Annotated in this window: 15 protein-coding genes; 3 read left to right on the top strand and 12 right to left on the bottom strand. The window is 65.6% G+C overall.

The features are described 5' to 3' along the window. Position 1: 1 nt before the first annotated feature. Genes FG91_RS05010 through FG91_RS04985 form a run of 6 tightly spaced genes read right to left on the bottom strand, consistent with a single transcriptional unit; the run spans position 2 to position 4133 of the window. On the bottom strand, positions 2-412 hold the full coding sequence (locus FG91_RS05010) for a RidA family protein (protein ID WP_037512650.1): 411 nt from the start codon (positions 410-412) through the stop codon (positions 2-4). Next, positions 405-713, bottom strand: coding sequence for an I78 family peptidase inhibitor (locus tag FG91_RS05005; protein WP_235211946.1), 309 nt, complete (start codon positions 711-713; stop codon positions 405-407). The genes FG91_RS05010 and FG91_RS05005 overlap by 8 nt, the downstream gene beginning before the upstream one ends. Positions 714-735: 22 nt before the next feature. After that, positions 736-1272: a hypothetical protein gene (locus tag FG91_RS05000; protein WP_037512645.1), complete on the bottom strand. Its 537-nt coding sequence runs from the start codon at positions 1270-1272 to the stop codon at positions 736-738. A gap of 59 nt (positions 1273-1331) precedes the next feature. Further along, on the bottom strand, positions 1332-2249 hold the full coding sequence (locus FG91_RS04995; RefSeq protein ID WP_052187317.1) for a polysaccharide deacetylase family protein: 918 nt from the start codon (positions 2247-2249) through the stop codon (positions 1332-1334). Then, entirely contained in the window at positions 2246-2635 is a 390-nt protein-coding gene (locus tag FG91_RS04990; protein WP_037512643.1) for a RidA family protein, read from the bottom strand. The genes FG91_RS04995 and FG91_RS04990 overlap by 4 nt, the downstream gene beginning before the upstream one ends. Positions 2636-2639: 4 nt before the next feature. Beyond that, the gene (locus FG91_RS04985) at positions 2640-4133 is read right to left on the bottom strand and encodes a CoA-acylating methylmalonate-semialdehyde dehydrogenase (protein WP_037512639.1); all 1494 of its coding nucleotides are present in this window, start codon (positions 4131-4133) and stop codon (positions 2640-2642) included. Between the two features lie 98 nt (positions 4134-4231). Between FG91_RS04985 and FG91_RS04980 the strand changes: the two genes are divergently transcribed. Further along, positions 4232-5119 (top strand): LysR family transcriptional regulator, encoded by an 888-nt coding sequence (locus FG91_RS04980; protein ID WP_037512636.1) that lies wholly within the window; start codon positions 4232-4234, stop codon positions 5117-5119. Here the strand turns inward: FG91_RS04980 and FG91_RS04975 are convergent. Genes FG91_RS04975 through FG91_RS04960 form a run of 4 tightly spaced genes read right to left on the bottom strand, consistent with a single transcriptional unit; the run spans position 5116 to position 9970 of the window. Beyond that, positions 5116-6435, bottom strand: a complete 1320-nt coding sequence (locus FG91_RS04975; protein WP_052187316.1) for a mannitol dehydrogenase family protein — start codon at positions 6433-6435, stop codon at positions 5116-5118. The two genes, FG91_RS04980 and FG91_RS04975, sit on opposite strands and share 4 nt — an antisense overlap. Then, a complete protein-coding gene (uxaC, locus tag FG91_RS04970; protein ID WP_037512634.1) occupies positions 6432-7844 on the bottom strand; it encodes a glucuronate isomerase in 1413 nt (470 codons plus the stop codon). Before uxaC ends, FG91_RS04975 begins: the two co-directional genes overlap by 4 nt. 4 nt (positions 7845-7848) lie before the next feature. Continuing rightward, positions 7849-9156 (bottom strand): MFS transporter, encoded by a 1308-nt coding sequence (locus FG91_RS04965; RefSeq protein ID WP_052187315.1) that lies wholly within the window; start codon positions 9154-9156, stop codon positions 7849-7851. 22 nt (positions 9157-9178) lie between these two features. Beyond that, positions 9179-9970 (bottom strand): 2-keto-4-pentenoate hydratase, encoded by a 792-nt coding sequence (locus tag FG91_RS04960; RefSeq protein WP_327195779.1) that lies wholly within the window; start codon positions 9968-9970, stop codon positions 9179-9181. A 103-nt stretch (positions 9971-10073) separates the two neighbouring features. Here FG91_RS04960 and FG91_RS04955 point away from each other — a divergent pair, with 103 nt between their 5' ends. After that, positions 10074-11570, top strand: a complete 1497-nt coding sequence (locus tag FG91_RS04955; RefSeq protein ID WP_037512620.1) for a UxaA family hydrolase — start codon at positions 10074-10076, stop codon at positions 11568-11570. Here the strand turns inward: FG91_RS04955 and FG91_RS04950 are convergent. Next, positions 11567-13162, bottom strand: coding sequence for a family 43 glycosylhydrolase (locus tag FG91_RS04950; protein ID WP_037512859.1), 1596 nt, complete (start codon positions 13160-13162; stop codon positions 11567-11569). The two genes, FG91_RS04955 and FG91_RS04950, sit on opposite strands and share 4 nt — an antisense overlap. 93 nt (positions 13163-13255) lie before the next feature. Continuing rightward, positions 13256-16084 (bottom strand): TonB-dependent receptor, encoded by a 2829-nt coding sequence (locus tag FG91_RS04945; RefSeq protein WP_152568003.1) that lies wholly within the window; start codon positions 16082-16084, stop codon positions 13256-13258. 260 nt (positions 16085-16344) lie between these two features. Between FG91_RS04945 and FG91_RS04940 the strand changes: the two genes are divergently transcribed. Beyond that, positions 16345-17718 carry a pectate lyase family protein gene (locus FG91_RS04940; RefSeq protein ID WP_037512610.1) on the top strand — a complete coding sequence of 458 codons (1374 nt, stop codon included), beginning with the start codon at positions 16345-16347 and terminating at the stop codon, positions 17716-17718. Position 17719 lies beyond the last annotated feature (1 nt).

Genomic DNA, 17719 nt, shown 5'->3' with positions numbered 1-17719 from the left:
GTCATTTCTCGATGATGGCTTCGGCTTCGATTTCGACTTTCCACTCGGGCCGGATCAGCGCGGAGACAACGACCATTGTCGATGCCGGTTGGATGTTTTTGAATGCCGATCCGTGCGCGCGACCAACGAGGTCGGCGTCGGCGGCGTCGGTGATGAACATGCGGGTGCGCACGACATCGGCCATGCTGCCGCCGAGCGCGGCGAGCGCTTCGCCGATGATCGTCAGGCAGCGCGCCGCCTGTACCCCGGCATCGCCGACGGTCGACGACCCGTCGGGCTCGATCGGCGCGGTGCCGCCGACGCTGATCCGGTCACCCACCCGAACCGCCCGGCTATAGCCATAGACCGGTTCGAACGGGGACGCCGAGCTGTGGTTACGGCGCCCCCCGGTCTTCGATGGCGTGTCAGCCACAGGTGACCTGCGTGATCTTGTACGCATCGTCGTACATCACGTTCACCCGGTCCTGGCGGTAATCCATCGTCATCGCCGAGCGCGGCGGACCCCAGCGGAGCGTGCGCGCGCCCGACGCCTTGAGGATCGTGCCGCCAAGGTCGGGGGTCGCGGTCTGGCCGATATAGGATTGGACCGCATCGGCTTTGCACGTCGCCTCGGCGGACGGCGGGGTCGGGGTCGATTCGACAGGCGTCTCGCTGCTCGAGCAGGCGGCGAGCGGCAGAATGGCGGCAATTGCGAGCATGCGAATGTCCATCATGTATCTCCCTTTCAAAAAATCTTCATTCGGCGCAGCGCGTATAGCGCATCGCGCCCGCGGCGGCACCCTCGCCGGAGTCGCGGCGGACGAGCGTCTTGCCGCCATCGGCGAGGTCGAGTTGCATCCGGCGATCCCATTCGACGCCCTCGCCGCTGAATTTATAATCGGCGACGATGCGGTTCGCGTCACTCTCACGAACACGCGACAGTTCGCCATGCGATTCGTAGAAACGCAGGTTCGTCGCATCGATCGTCAGCGCGGTGAGGTCGGTGCCCTTCTTCGCCTTGCAATCGGCGACCTTGAGCGCCCAGCGGCCGCGGATTGTGGGCGGGATCGTCTTGCCGTTGCCAGCGGTTTTGGGTTCGGGCTTTGCTGGCGTTTCTTCGGCCGCTTCGGGCAGGTCCGCATCGACCGCCGGCTCCGCCGGTTCGGCGGGCGCCGGGCGCTCGGCCTTTTGCAGCGGCGAGATCGCCGCGCTGTCTTCGGGCTGGGATTTGTCCTCGCCGCCGCTGCACGCGGCGAGCAGCAGCAAGCTGGCGGGAAGCATGAGGCGGGTCATCGACAATCTCCTTCGAAAGGAGAATGCCCGGCGCGGCATGCGGGTTTCATCGCCGCGCATCATTCGCCCAGCACCTTTTCACGGAACACTGCGGTCGCGAGGTCGGTCTGGTTATAGCGATACCAGCGCGGCGCGGGGATGCCCGCAGCCCAGGCCAGCGCCTCGGTCAGTGTGCCGTTCGCGGCCGGCGTATCTGGCATTTCCTTGCCGAGCGGGTCGGCATAGGCGGTGTCGGCGCTGACGACGGTCCAGCCGGCCTTACGGAGCGCGCGGACGAGGTCGCCGATATGGAGCGCGGCGAGATCGGTTTCGTGGAGTAGCATCATCTGCACCGGCTGGCGGCCGGTGACACGCCGCATCATCGCATCGGCGAAATCGGCCGCCTCGACATGCCAGCCGACATAGAGCTCGCCGAGCGCCTTGCGGTCGATTGTCTTTCCCGCCTGCACGGCCTCGCGCGTCAGGTTTTCGAGGTGCCAGTCGGACGATTCGGCGGTGACATAGCCGTTGCGCAGGCCGCGTTCGGCGAGGCCCGCGCGCAAGGCGTCGCGCTTCGCCTTGTCCTTCCCGCCCTCGTCAAGAAAGGGAAAGCGGAACCAGGGACGATAGCCGGGGCGGTCCTTGAGCCACACCTCGGCGGCGTCGAGGTCGGCGAGATAGGCCGCGGTGTCGGTCGTGCTCAGCCGCTTGTGGCTGTTGCTATGGTTCGCGATCACATGGCCCTCGGCGACATAGGCGGCGATGCGTTCCGCCCCGCCCACGCCGTCGCCCTGCCCGATCGCACCCGGATTGACGAAGAAGACCGCCTGCGGCGCCTTCGCTTTCTTAAGCTCGGCAATGATGCGCTGCGTGCGCTCGTCGGGGGTGAAGAAGGCGCCGGCATGGCGCGGGGCATCGTCGAAGCTGAGCGCGATCTGCTTTTGCGCGTGCGCGGGCGGCGCGAGAAGCAGGAAAAGGATCGCGAGCCACAGCCTCATTCGGCGGCCGCCACGATCTCGATCTCGACCAGCCAATCGCTTTCGAGCGTCTGCGCGACGATCGCGGTGGTTGGAATGCGCCGCGTACCAAGCGCCTTGAGCCGGGCGGCGGCATTGGCCTCCGCATAGCTTGCATCGCGCAAATAGCTGGTCAGCCGGACGATATTGGCGGTGTCCATATCTGCGCTGGCCAGAATCGCGCGGAGATTGTTCCACACGCAATCGAGCTGTTCTTCCAGCGTCGCGGGGGCGGAAAAATCCGGTCTCAAACCCATCGTGCCACTGACGAACAGCAGCCGCCCGGCCCCGCGAACCTCCATCGCATGCACCCAGTCACCGCCGGTCGCGTAAACGCCCTCGGTCGGATTATGGGGGATCATCTCCATCGCCTTACCCCATCGTCGGGATGACGAAGGCGTTGCCCCCGTCAGGCGATCCGTCGGGCCAGCGCTGGGTGATCGTCTTGACCTTGGTCCAGAATTTCACGCCTTCCATGCCGTGCTGGTTGGTGTCCCCGAACGCCGAGCGCTTCCAGCCGCCGAAGCTGTGATAGGCGACGGGCACCGGGATCGGCACGTTGATGCCGACCATGCCGACGTTGACGCGTGCGGCGAATTCGCGCGCGGCGTGGCCATTGCGCGTGAAGATCGCGACGCCGTTGCCGTACTGGTGCTTGGAGGGAAGTTCGAGCGCGGTTTCGAAATCGGGGGCGCGGACGATCTGCAGCACGGGGCCGAAGATTTCTTCCTTGTAGCTTTCCATGTCGGTGGTGACATGGTCGAACAAGGTCGGGCCGATGAAGAAGCCCTTTTCATGCCCCTGCAGCGAGAAGCCGCGGCCGTCGACGACCAGCTCGGCGCCTTCGTCGGCGCACTTCTGGATCCAGCCTTCGACCTTTTCCTTGTGCGCCTGCGTCACCACCGGACCGTAATGCGCTTCGGCATCGGTCGACACGCCGACGCGCAGCGCGGCAATCGCGGGGATCAGCTTTTCGCGGAGGCGATTGGCGGTCTCCTCGCCGACGGGGACGACCACCGGGAGCGCCATGCAGCGTTCGCCCGCCGAGCCGAAGGCCGCGCCGGTCAAATCATTGACGACCTGGTCGAGATCGGCGTCGGGCATGACGATGCCGTGGTTCTTCGCGCCGCCCATCGCCTGCACGCGCTTTCCGTTCGCGACGCCGCGATTGTAGACATAATGCGCGATGTCCGACGAGCCGACGAAGCTGACCGCGCCGATATCGGGATGGTCGAGGATCGCGTCGACCATTTCCTTGTCGCCGTGGACGACCTGGCAGATGCCTTCGGGAAGTCCGGCTTCGAGGAAGAGTTCGGCGAGGCGCACGGGGACCGACGGATCGCGCTCGCTCGGCTTGATGATGAAGGCGTTGCCCGTCGCGATCGCGACGCCCGACATCCACAGCGGGATCATCGCGGGGAAGTTGAACGGGGTGATGCCCGCGCCGATGCCGATCGGCTGGCGCATCGAATAGACGTCGATGCCGGGGCCGGCGCCCTGCGTATATTCGCCCTTCAGCACATGCGGGATGCCGCAGCAGAATTCGATGACTTCGAGTCCGCGCTGAATATCGCCCTTTGAATCGGCGATCACCTTGCCATGCTCGCTCGACAACATGTGCGCGAGCGCATCCATATTGGCTTCGACGAGGCGCTTGAATTCGAACATGACGCGCGCGCGGCGCTGCGGGTTCGTTGCTGCCCATGCGGGCTGCGCCTTCTTCGCCGCAGCGACCGCGCGGTCGAGCAATGCCGCGTCGCCGAGCGCGACCTGCGCCTGCACGCCGCCGCTGTTGGGGTCGAAGACGTCGCCCTGGCGGGCGCTGCCGCCGGCACCGCCGACGATGTGATGGTCGATCTGTCGCATATCCCGAGTCTCCCGTAAAATCTTGCCGCTGCCACAGACCATGTGCGTCCTTTTTGCAAGGGATAGACTTGCAGGACGATACTGCATATTTGCAGGTCATGGATTGGGATAGGCTGCAATATTTCCTGTTCGTCGCGCGCCACGGCACGCTCGCGCGCGCCAGCGCCGCGCTGCACGTCGATGCGACGACGGTCAGCCGCCGGGTGAGCGCATTGGAAGCCGCGCTCGGCCAGACTTTGTTCGAGCGCGCACCGTCGGGTTTCGTTCTGACCGCAGCGGGCCGGGCGCTCGTTCCGCACGCCGAAGCGATGGCGGCGGCGGCGGCGCGTATCCATTCGGCACGCGAGGATGCGGCGGCACTGTCGGGGCAGTTGCGAGTGAGTGTGTCCGAAGGGTTCGGCAACAGCTTCATCGCTCCGCGGTTAGCGGGTTTCGTGGCGGCGCATCCCGAACTCGAGATCGACCTTGTCGCCTCGTCGGGCTTCCTCAACCCGTCGCGGCGCGAGGCCGATATGGCGGTGCTGCTGGCGCGGCCGCGCAAGGGTCCGCTGATCACGCGCAAGCTGTCGGATTACAGCCTCGGCATCTATGCCCCCGCCGACCGTCCCGACTGGCAGGCGGCGGTTGCCGCCGCGCCGCTGTCGCGCACGGGTATCCCGGTGATCGGTTATATGCCCGACATCCTCTACGCGCCCGAACTCGACTATCTGGGCGAGATCGAGCCGGGACTGCGCGCGACGGTGCGCTCGTCGAGCATTCTCGCGCAGCGGCGGATGATCGCGGGCGGCGCGGGGATCGGCGTGCTCCCCTGTTTCCTCGCGGCGGGCGATCCGGGGCTGGTGCGGGTGCGGCCCGAGCAGACGGTCGCGCGCGCCTTCTGGCTCGCGCTCCACCGCGACGTCGCACCGCAGCCGCGTATCCGCGCGTTTATCGACTGGCTCGATGCCGAGGTGCGCGAGAGCCGGGGGTTGCTGGTTCCGGCTTAGGCGGGGCGCCATTCAGATGCGATCAGGCCGCCGTCGCCGAACAGGCGTTCCATGGCATCTGGACCGGCGGCCGCTTCGCGGAGCTTGCCCGCCAGCGGATCGTCAATCGGGTGGTCGCTACGCAGGAAGGCGATCCACGCGGCAATCGCGGCTTCGAGCGACGGGCAGCACTGCCCGCGCACCCGATGCCATGCGAGCGTTTCGAGCCAGCGCTGCGGGATCTTCTGGCTGCCGTCCATCGCGATCTGGATCAGGCGGTGGTGGAGCGCGGGGTTGGCGAAGCGATCGAGCAGCGCATCGGCATAGGCGGCAAGGTCCTGCCCCGGTGCGGCATCGATCGTCGGCGCGGCCTCTTCGCGCATCAACCGGTCGATGAGCGGCCGGATCGCCGGATCGGCGATCGCCTGATGAACAAGTGCATGCCCTGACCCAAGCCCGATATAGGCGAGCGCCGAATGCGCGCCGTTGAGCATGCGCAGCTTCGCGGTCTCATAGGGTGCGACATCGGCGACCAGCTCGGCGCCGACCATTTCCCAGCGCGGCCGCGGACCGGCAAAATTGTCCTCGATGACCCACTGGCTAAACGCCTCGGTGACCACGACGCCCTCGTCGCGGACGCCGAGCATGGCCTCGACGTCCGCGCGGTCGGCCTCAGTGGTCGCGGGGACGATGCGGTCGATCATCGTGGCGGGGCACGTGCATTCGCCGTCGAACCATGCCGACAAGTCTGGTTGATAGGCAGCGAGATATTCGCGCATCAGGCGGCGCAGCACGGCACCGTTGCCCGCGAGATTGTCGCAGCTGAGCAAGGTGACGCCGCGCAGTCCGGCCGCTTTACGCGCGGCCAGTCCTGCGGCGATGAAGCGATAGAGACTTGCGCTGCCAACCGCTGCGGCGAGGTCGAGCGATCCGTCTGGACGCCGCAGATAGCCCTTTTCGGTCACCGTGAAGCTGACGATATGTGTCGTCGGCGCGGCAATCGCGTCGATCACCGCCTGCGGATCGTCGGCCGCGACGAGCACCTTCTGCACCGCGCCGATCAGGCGCAATTCGCTTCCGGCGGCGCTCCGCGTGCTCACCGTATAGAGGCCGTCCTGCAGGTTCAGCTGTGCCGCGACATCGCCCGATCGCAGCGACATGCCGATGATGCCCCAGTCGCGATCGCCAGCGTTCATCGCATCGTCGGTGTAGACCGCCTGATGCGCGCGGTGGAACGCGCCGATGCCGATATGGACGATCCCCGCGGCTTGGCGCTCGCGGTCGTAGCCCGGCGCCTGTACCGACGCCGGGAGCGGCGTTTGCGCCGACAGCCTCACAGCTTGTAGGCCGCCTTGGCGAGATTATAGCTGAGGTCGACGGCAAGCTCGGCGGCCTCCCATTCCTCCATCCGGTGCTCGGCGACGAGCTGCGCGAGGAAGCCGCAGTCGATGCGCCGCGCGACGTCGTGGCGCGCCGGGATCGACAGGAAGGCGCGGGTGTCGTCGTTGAAACCCACCGTATTGTAGAAGCCCGCGGTCTCGGTCGTGTGACTGCGAAAGCGCCGCATCCCTTCCGGGCTATCGTGGAACCACCAGGCGGGGCCAAGCTTCAGCGCTGGATAGTGGCCCGCGAGCGGTGCAAGTTCGCGCGCGTAAGAGGTCTCGTCGAGCGTGAAGAGGATGAGGGTCAAAGCAGCTTCGTTGCCATATTTGCCGAGCAACGGGCGCAGCGCGTGGACATAGTCGGTCGCCGTGGGAATATCGGCGCCCTTGTCGCGGCCATAATGGTCGAACAGCCACGGGTTGTGGTTGCGGAAACTGCCCGGATGGATCTGCATCACGAGCCCGTCGTCGAGGCTCATCCCCGCCATCACGGTCAGCATATGCGCGCGGAACAGCTCGGCGTCGGCGGCACTGACGCTGCCCCCGGTGACGCGCGCGAAGAGGGCTTCGGCCTCGGCCCCCGACAGGTCGGCGGTCGCTGCGGTCGGATGACCATGATCGGTCGAGGTCGCGCCCATCTCTGCGAAAAAGGCGCGGCGATTGCGGTGCGCAGCGAGATAGCCCGCGTAGCTATAGGCATCCTCGCCGCTCAGCTCGGAGAAGCGCCCCAGATTGTCGCGAAAGCCCTCGAACTCGGGATCGACGACCGGATCGGGGCGATAGGCGGTAATCACCCGCCCCGCCCATTCGCCGCCCGCATTGGCCGCGCGGATCACCGCGTGGTGATCGAGCGTGTCGAGCGGGCTTTCGGTCGTGGCGATCACCTCGATCCCGTACCGATCGTAGAGTGCGCGCGGGCGGAAGGCGTCGGTCGCCAGCTTCTCGGTAATGCGGTCGTAATAGAGGTCCGACGTCTCGCCCGAGAACTGCACGTCGAACCCGAACGCCTCGGCGAACACCCAGTCCATCCACATCCGCGTCGGCGTGCCGCGGAACAGATAGTAGTTTTGCGCGAACAACCGCCAGCTCTCGCGCGGGTCGGCAGCCTTGTTGCGGATGCCGAGCGCATCGAGCGAAATACCCTGCGAATAGAGCATCCGGAACGCATAATGATCCGGATGCAGCAGGAACTCGGCGGCATTGCCGAACGACGCGTTGCCCGCGAACCACGCCGGATCGGTATGCCCGTGCGGGCTGACGATCGGCAGGCCCGCCACTTCCTTGTAGAGCCGGCGCGCGATGTCGCGCTGCGCCGGGTCGGTGGGAAAGAGGCGGTCGGGAGAGAGGACCAGCGGACGCGGCATCGGATCAGGCTTTGCTTTCCACGGTGACTGGCGCGAGGCGCGGGCTGAGGAGGTGGATCGCCAGCACGGCGAGGAAATAGACCGTCGTGCAGGCGGCGAAAATGAGGGTGTAATTGCCGCCCGTCGCGTCGAGCACGAGCCCGGTCGACTTCGCCATGATCATCCCGCCGACGCCGCCCATAAAGCCGCCGAGCCCGATCACTGACCCGACCGCGCGTTTGGGGAACATGTCGGGCGGGATCGACAGGAGCGTCGACGAAAACGCCTGGTGCCCGGCGAGCGCGAGACCGATCAACACGACCGCGAGCCACATATTGTCGAGGCCGGTGACGAACAGCAACGGCAGGACGAAACAACCGGCGATCGCCATCGTCACCTTGCGTGCGAAATTGACGCTGTGGCCCTGCTGGATCAGTTTCGACGAGGTCCAGCCGCCAAAGATGCTGCCGACATCGGACAGCAGATACATGATGACCATCGGCAGCAGCACGACCTTGAGATCGACGTTATAGGTCGAGCTGAAATATTTGGGCAGCCAGAAGAGCATCAGGAACCAGACGGGATCGATAAGGAATTTGGCGACTGCGAACGCCCACGCCTCGCGCTTGGTGACGATCCGGCCCCAGCCGATGCGTTCGACCTGTTCGGGCGGATCATGTTCGATCCACGCGAGTTCGGCCTCGCTGACCTTCCCGCTTTCACGCGGGTTGCTGTAGAGCCAGAGCCAGAGGATCAGGAGAAGGACGCCGAAGGCGCCGGTGTAGATAAAGGTTTCGCGCCAGTCGAAGCCGAGCACGCGCATGAACAGCGCAACGGTCGGCGCGGTCAGGATCACGCCGATCGTCGTCGCGCTGTTGACCCAGCCGATCGCGTAGGAGCGCTCCTTTTGCGGGAACCATTCGCTCGACGCGCGGACGACCGCGGGGAAATGCCCCGCCTCGCCGACACCGAGTATGATGCGCGCAAGCATGAAAGAGACGATCGAGGACGCGAAGCCGTGCGCGACATGGCCAACGGTCCAGATACTGATCGCGATCGCATAACCGACCTTCGGGCCGAAGCGGTCGATCAGCCAGCCCATGAGCAGAAAACCCAGCGCATAGGCGGCCTGGAAAGCGGTGACGATGTTGCCATAGTCATTCTCGCTCCACCCAAGCTCGGTGCCGAGCGTCGGCGCGAGCAGGCCGAGCATGGTGCGATCGATATAATTGACCGTGGTCGCGGCGAACAGCACCGCGACGATCAGCCAGCGGTAGCGGCCGGACCTTGGCACCGGCGCCGCCGTACCTCCGTCCGCGAATGCCTGTGCCATAAACCTCTCCCGTTATGTTGCTTTAGTAGCTTTTGATCGAGCAGCCGACGCGGATTTTTCCGTCGAACAGCGCTTCGGCGCGCTGGCCGGGCCTGATTTCATGAATACCGGTGATCGCGCCCGCGGACACCCACGTCCCGGGTGAAATAGCTATGCCGCGCGCGCGCAGGATATCGATCAGGAAGAGCGCCGATCCGAACGGGCCATCGAGCATCGCCTCCATCGTCGCCGCGCCGACGGCTTCGCCGTCGATCGCCATTTCGACCGGCATGCGGATCAGGTCGGCACCTTGCCAATCGGCGATCGACGGGCCGAGGATCAGCCCCTTGTTGTTGCCATAGTCCGACGCGGTGACCGCGGGGCCGTGGCGGTTGATTTCGGGAAAGGGCGAGCTTGCGATCTCGATGCCCGTGCGGACGTCGGCGATGCACTCGCGCACGCTGTCGATATCGTAATCGCGCGTGCCCACCTCGCCAAAGCAGAGCAGCACTTCGGCCTCGGCGGCAGCGAAGCCGTCAGCATAAACCGGCATCACCGGATCGGCGGCGCCATCGACGATTTCGTCCGCGAAGATCGGGCCGGTCAGGCGGTTGCGGCCATAGCGATCGACGAGCTCGGCGGCGATTCGCCCGACCTTCCATCCGCCGATGCGCCGGCCGTCGAGCGCGATCGCGCTGTCCTGGATCGCATAGGCCTCGGCCATCGTCTGCGGCATCGCGCCGGGATAGACGGTAAGCGGTGTCTTTCCCGCGCGTGCGTCGATTAGTGCACGCGCCACATTCTGTTGATCGCTTGTCGCCAGCATCTTTCTCATTTCCCTCTTCCGCGAAGCGGTGTAAGAGACACCGGTGTCAAAGGCAAGCGAATATCAGATGTATGACAAATTGCTCCGCCATGCCGGATGCTGCTGAGCGGCGATGACCGGCAACAGCCGAATCCATGCGATCCGCGTCCATGAGGTGGATAATGTCGCGACGGTGATTGCCGATATCGCGGCAGGCGCGCCCCTGTTCGCCGACAGCGATCTTCGCGCATCGGTTGCCGTGGGGCGCGGGCACAAGATCGCCCTCGCGCCGATCGCGCACGGCGAAGCGGTGATCAAATATGGCTTCCCGATCGGAATCGCGACCGCCGACATCGCGCCGGGCGACCATGTCCACAGCCACAATCTGGCGACCGCGCTCGGCAGCGATGGCGATTATCATTATGTGCCGGGCGCCAGCGAAGCGACACCAGATGCCAAGCCGGCGCCGACCTTCGGCGGCTATGTCCGCCCCGACGGCCGCGTCGGCACGCGCAACGAGATCTGGATCCTGCCGACCGTCGGCTGCGTCGGCAATCTGGCCGCGCGCGTGGCGCGGATCGCGGGCGCGCGCCATGCGGGCTCCGTCGACGGGGTTCATGCGTTCAAGCATCCCTTTGGCTGTTCGCAGCTTGGCGACGATCTGGGACATACGCGCGCCTTGCTCGCGGCGCTCGCGCAGCATCCCAATGCCGGCGGGGTGCTGATCGTCGGGCTGGGGTGCGAGAGCAATCAGCTCGGCGCGCTGGTCGACCGGATCCCGGCCGAGCGACGTGCGCATATCCGCACGCTGTCGGCGCAGGCGGTCGAGGATGACGAAGCGGCGTGCCTTGGACTGGTCGACGAGCTGGTCGCGGGCTGTGCCGATACGCCGCGCCGCGACGTACCACTGTCGCAGCTGGTGCTGGGGGTGAAATGCGGCGGCTCGGACGGGCTGTCGGGGCTGACCGCGAACCCGCTCGTCGGGCGCATGGCCGATGTCGTCGCGGCGGCGGGCGGCAAGGTCGTGCTGACCGAAATCCCCGAGATTTTCGGCGCCGAACAGCTGCTGATGGACCGCGCGGTGTCGCGCGCGGTGTTCGACGATACGGTCGCGTTGGTGCGGGATTTCAAACATTATTTCATTCGCAACGGCGAGCCGGTGAGCGAGAATCCCTCGCCCGGCAATATCGCGGGCGGGATCACCACGCTCGAGGAAAAGTCGCTCGGCGCGGTGCAAAAGGGCGGCAAGGTGCCCGTCGTCGACGTCCGGCGCTACGGCGGCGAAGCCACGCTGCCGGGGCTGACGCTGCTTGAGGCGCCGGGCAATGACGCGGTCTCGTCGACCGCGCTGACCGCGGCGGGGGCGACGATCATCCTGTTCACCACCGGCCGCGGCACCCCGCTCGGCTTTCCGGCGCCGACGCTGAAAATCGCGTCGAACAGCGCGCTGGCGCAGCGCAAGGCGGGCTGGATCGATTTCGATGCGGGGACGGTGCTCGAAGCGGGCTTCGAAAGCGCGGCGGACGCGCTGCTCGACCTGATCGCCGCCACCGCATCCGGCGCGCCGACGAGGGCCGAAGCCAATGAGGAACGCGATATCGCGATCTGGAAATCGGGCGTGACGCTTTAATCGAGCGCGTCGAAGGTGAAGTTGCGGAAACGCGCCTCGCCCTGCCCCGCCGAATAGAGGCCGGGACGCAGCATCAGAAAACCGCCGCGCACATTATGGTGATAGCCCGAAACCTCCATGCCGCGGTCGAAGCGGACCCACGTCTTTCCGCCGTCGCCGCTGGTGTCATAGGTGACGATATGGCGATTGTTGGTGACGCGCATCCGCATCTTGCGGCCGTGCGGGTTGACGGGCCGCGCGCGTTCGATGCCATATTGGTGCGTGACGAAACGCTCGCCGTCGAAGCCGAGCCCGCAATAGAGCCTCTCGTCATAGAAGAGGATCAGCCCTGCGGTGCCGCCGGGCGCGATCTCGATATCGCATTCGAAACGGTACGCCTGATCGCCCGCGATCAGCAGCAAGGGCGATGAATCGACCGGCGCCTTGCCGCGCGCCGCGAGGACGAGCGCGCCATCCTCGACGCGCGCGCGGCGGCGTTCGTCGGCGGCGGGCTTGAAGAAATTCCATTTCGCGCCGAGCGCAAGCGTGGCGAAATCGTCGGAGAGCGCCATGCCGTGCGGTCCCGCGATCGTGCCGCCCTTCGGCTTGGCGATCGGCTGCGATAGGTCGCCGCCCTTCATGCGGAACCAGCCGTCGTCGGTCCATTCGATCGGGTCGAGCAAAGCCTGGCGGCCCAATGTCCAATAGCCATTTTCGAAGCCGTGATAGACGCTCCACCAGTCGCCCGCGGGTCCCTCGACGAGCGTCGCATGGCCGCGCGACCACCATTTTTCGGCCGCCGACGTCGTGCGGACGAGCGGGTTCGCGGGACAATTTTCCCACGGTCCGTGGATCGATGTCGAGCGCGCGGCGATGACCATATGGCCGGTCGGCGGCCCCGCGGTGCCGCCGACCGCGGTGATCATGTAATAATAGTCGCCGCGCCGCGTGATCTTCGGCCCCTCGGGCGCGAAGCCTTCGACAACCCAGTCGGCGGGATAGCGCCACGGATCATAGACATGCTCGGGCTCGCCGACGCGCGACAGCCCGTCGTCCGAGAGGCGGACGCGGTCGCCGCCCGACAGGAACAGCCAGCGCGACCCATCCTCGCCGACCGCATGGCCGGGGTCGATATGATTGGGCAGGTTCAGATCGACCGGCTCGCTCCACGGCCCCTCGATCCGGTCGGCCCAGATCACCCAGCTCGTGTTCGGGCCTTTCGTGGGGATGTAGAGATAATAGCGGCCCTTGTGCTTGCACAGCTCGGGCGCCCAGACCGAGCCGATATTCTTGTGGAGCGCGGGGCCGATCGGGCGCCAGTTCACCAGGTCGCGCGAATGCCAGATGACCAGCCCCGGATAGGAGTCAAAGGTCGAGAAGGTCATATAATAATCGGCGCCGTCCTTCAGGATCGACGGATCGGGATGGTCGCCGGCCATGATCGGGTTGAGGAATCGCCCGTCGCCGAGGTCGGCCTTGCGCTGGCCGTCGAAACCCTTGGCCCAAGCCGGAACCGAACCTGAAGACACAGGCGCCGCCCCCGCCCATGCGGTGGGCGCGCCGAGGCCCGACAGGCCGGTCGCTAGCAGGCCGCCCCCGGCGAGTTTCAGCATATCGCGGCGATCGGTCACGCGTCTCTCCTCAAAAAGGAAGGCCCGGTCCCCTGAAAACGGAAACCGGGCCTCACCGGGACGAACCCATTCGTGTCAGATCTTGACGCGCGCGCCGAACAGGAAGGTGCGGCCGAAGTGGTTATTCTCGTAATTGCGATCGGCATCGATATCGGTGAAGCGATAGCGATATTCGTCGGTCAGGTTGATGCCCTCGACCGAGATTTCGATATTGTCGGTGATCGCGTAACGGACCGAGGCATCGACATTGATCGTCGAACCATAGCCTTCGAAGACGTTGCCGGTGCCGCTGTTCGCATCGGCATAGCGGCTGCGATAGCTGACCGAGGCGCGCGCGCTGAACTTGCCGTCGTCATAATAGAGCGTGCCGTTGTACGCGCGCTTCGACAGGTTGAAGAGCGTGCCGTTGCGGATCGCGCCGACATTGGCGCCGCCCGGGACGATCGACGGGCCGGCGACCGAATAGTCGGCATCCGAGTCGACATAGGTCGCGTTCACGATGCCGCCGAAGTTCGACAGGAAACCCGGCAGGAATTTGAACGGTGCCTGCAGCGAGACTTCGATGCCTTTCAGCTTTGCGCCTTCGCCGTTGCCGATCGAGTTGATCGTCCAGATCTGGCCCTCGGGATTGATCGACGCGGGGCTGCTCGGCGGGATGATCGACGTCGGCAGGCCGGTCGAGGCAAAGGTGCCGCTGGTCGTCGTCGCGACCGGGAAGCTGGCGATGTCCTTTTTGAACAAGGCGACCGAGAAGATCGACTGCGGCGCGAAATACCATTCGAACGCGAGATCATAGGCGGTCGCACGGAACGGATCGAGGAACGGATTGCCGTAGTTGATGCGATAGTTGAAGCCGTCGACCGAGCCGCCGGGGGTGAGATTGCCGAGCGTCGGGCGCGTCATCACATCGGCGACCGCGGCGCGAATGATGATGTCGTCGTGCGGGAACAGCGCGAGGTTCATCGACGGCAGCCAGTCTTCATAGCTGCGCTTCACTGTCACCGCCGCGCCGCTGCTGAGCCCGCTCGACGTCTGGTCGGTGTGGACGTAGCGCACCCCGGCGTTCAGCGCATAGCGCAGGCCGCCAAGCTCGCCCTTGGCGTCGAACTGCAGATAGCCGCCGGTGACCTCTTCGCGCACCGCGCGGTTGTTCCCGGCGTCGACCGCGGCGACGCGGTCGTAAAGCTTGGTGAAAGCCGTCGTCGCGTCGAGATTGGCGACCAGCCACTCGGTCGTCGTGCCCGACGGCTGACCCGCCTTGCCAAGCGTGAACAGGTCGGCGAGTGCCGAGGTGACCGGGAAGCCGTAGACCGCGGCCGGGCCGAAGGCCGACGACGGCGAGCAGGCGAGCGTGCCGAGGACACGGTCGACCCCGCCGTTGCCGCACACGACGGTGTCGCGCGTGAAGGCGATGCTGGCGAAGTCGAAGCGGCGATAGACGCCGCCCGCCTTGACCGTGAAATCGTCGCTGATGTCCCATTCGGTGCGCAGCTGCGCGGTACGGAACTTGTTCGCGACCTCCGACGGGCGGTCGCGGATTTCGGCGAGCTGGAAATTCGCCGGATTGGTGACGCTGGTGCCAAAGGTCAGCAGCGGGCGTTCCATGTCGCTATAGTCGTAGCGATAATCCTGCGCATCGCGGTCGTCGAAGACGATCGTCGTTTCGAGCGGAATCGATGCGGTCGATTTCGACAGGCCGCCGAGCAGGGTGAAGCGGAACGTATCGCTGACATCCTGGTCCCACGTCGCGCCGACCTGATAGAATTCGGTCTTCGCCTTACGCAGATAATGTTCGGTGCGCACCCACGCGTCGTCGAGCGTCGCCGAGATCAGATTGTTGTCGCCGTCGATTTCATAGTCGCTGACGTTGATCGAGCGTTCGTTGCTGCGCAGCAGCACCTCGGCCCAACGCTCGCGGCGCTGGTGCTTGAAGCTCGAATAGAGTCCGTCGAGCGAGATTTTGGTCGCATCGCTCGGCGCGAACTGGATCGACCCGGTGATGCCGAGGCGCTTTTTGTCGTGCGCGATTTCGCCGTAGCGCGGGATGCGCGGATGGAAGGCGAGCGCGACTGAATCGCAAGCCGCGCTTGGCCTATAGGTGCCGCCCGAATTGGCGGTGGTCCAGCACGGCGTACCATTGACCGAGTCGAAGCGCGCCTGCGCCCAGCGAACCGAATTGTTGCCGAGTTCGAGCGTCTTCTGGTCCGAATAGGCGGCCGAAACCGCAAAGCCGAGCGTGCCCGCATCATTGACCCAGCTGAGCAGTCCGGCGACGCGCGGGCCGACGTTCTCCGACAAGTCATTGTAGCTGCCCTGCGCCGACAGCGCGGCGGTGAAGCCGCCCTTTCCGGCGAGCGGGTTGCCGGTGTTGAGGTCGACCACCGCGCCGAGCGAGCCTTCGTCGAGTTCGGCCGACGCGGTCTTGTGGACGACGATCGAGCTGAAAAGCTCGGAGGCGAAGACGTTGAAGTCGAACGCGCGGTCGCGGTTCGCCGACGCGCCGTCGGTCGAGGTCGCGACGGTTTCGAGTCCGTTGACGCGGACGCGGGTGAATTGCGAGCCGAGCCCGCGCACGGTGATGCCGCGGCCTTCGCCGCCATCGCGCTGGATCGTGATGCCGGGAATGCGCTGCAGCGATTCGGCGAGGTTCTGGTCGGGAAATTTGGCGATGTCCTCGGCGACGATCGCGTCGACCGCGGCGACCGACTCGCGCTTCACGTTGAGCGCGGCGCCCAATGAGGCGCGGAAGCCGGTGACGACGATCTCGTCCCCACTCGCGACGGTTTCGTCGGCGGCCGCGGCAGCATCCTGCGCCCAGGCCGGCGTCGCCGCCAGAACGGCAAGCGATGCACCGCACGCCAGCCGGGTCAGAGTGCGAATGCTCCGCATTGCATATATTGCCATTATCATCCTCCCTTATCGCCCCGTTGCCCCCGCTTGCGCAAGGAATGACACCGGTTACTTTACTGGACAAAGCGATTTGGCAAACCGCTTCACCCGTTGATCTTTCAGAGAGCGATGATGGCTCGCCCGCAGGTGCGGCGAACCGGATCAGACCCTCTCCCTTGGAAATATTTTCTCGTTGACCGATTGGGGTAACCGGTGTCAGAAAGATTGCGGATTGCGACGAACATGTCAATACCCCAATGATGAGGAGAGACAGGATGCCCAAAAAGCCTTGGATAACTGCGCTTTTTCTGGCCCTTAGCCTGTCATCGGGTTCGGCGATGGCGGCCGCTGCGGCGCCGCTCGCCTTCCCCGGCGCGGTCGGTCCCGCGGCAGAGACCCCGGGCGGACGCGGCGGGCAGATATTGCGCGTGACCACGCTCGCGCCCGACGGTCCGGGGTCGCTGAAGGCGGCGATCGAGACGCCGGGGCCGCGCATCATCGTGTTCGAAGTTGGCGGCGTGATCGACATGGGGCGCCGGGCGATCGAGATCAAACATCCGTTCCTGACCATCGCCGGACAGACCGCGCCCGGACCCGGCATCACGCTCATCCGCACCGGCATCGATGTGAAGACGCACGACGTCGTGATGCGCCATTTGCGTGTCTATACGGGTGTCGACGGTCAGCCGAAGCGCAGCGGGTGGGAGGCCGACACTTTCTCGACCGTCGCGGCGCATAATGTCATCGTCGACCATTGCACGCTCATGTGGGGGATCGACGAGAATATGTCGGCGTCGGGGCCGCGTTTCACCGGCAAGACGGTGGAAGACTGGCGCAAGGGCACCAGCCACAACATCACCTTCTCGAACAATCTCGCCGCCGAGGGCCTCGCCGACGCGAGCCATCCGAAGGGCGAGCATAGCAAGGGATCGCTGATCCACGACAATGCGACGGGGATCGTCTTTTACCGCAACGTCTGGGCGCATAATGTCGAGCGCAACCCGCTGATCAAGGGCGGCGGGCAGGCGCTGATGATCAACAATCTGATCTATAATCCGCAGCACCGCGCGGTGCATTACAACCTGATGAACCTCGAATGGGTCGGGCATGATTATGTGACGGGTCAGATCACCGCGGTCGGCAATGTGATGCGCGGCGGCAACGACACCGACACGGGCCTGCCTTTCCTGATGCTCGGCGGCGACGGCGACCTCGAATATTATGGCAAGGACAATCTGGCGGTCGACCGCCACGGCGAGCCGCTCCCCGAGTTCGGCCGCTATGGCGAGACGCAGGCCAAGCTGATCCGCGCCAAGGCGCCGCTGGCGCCGGTCGGCGGCTACAATATCCTGCCGGTGCGCGATGTCGAAACCTCGGTGCTCGCGACCGCCGGCGCGCGGCCCTGGGCGCGCGATGCCGAGGAGATCCGCGTGATCTTCTTCGTCGCCGAAGGGCGCGGCGAGGTGATCGACGACGAAAAGGAAGTGAGCGGTTATCCCCAGATCAAGGAGGTGCGCGCGCCTTTTGTGGCGGCCGAGTGGGACCTTGCGACGATGGAGCCGAAGTCGGGCCGCTATCCGGGGCAGACCGCCCCGCTGCCGCAGGAACATCTGTCGGCGCGCGATCGCGCTTCGCGGACGGCGAATTGAC

Origin of the sequence: Sphingopyxis sp. LC81 (assembly GCF_000756375.1) — a bacterium.
In the GTDB taxonomy this organism is placed as follows: Bacteria; Pseudomonadota; Alphaproteobacteria; order Sphingomonadales; family Sphingomonadaceae; genus Sphingopyxis.
Note: the sequence above shows the minus strand (reverse complement) of the source record. Positions and strands in the feature narration are given on the sequence as shown.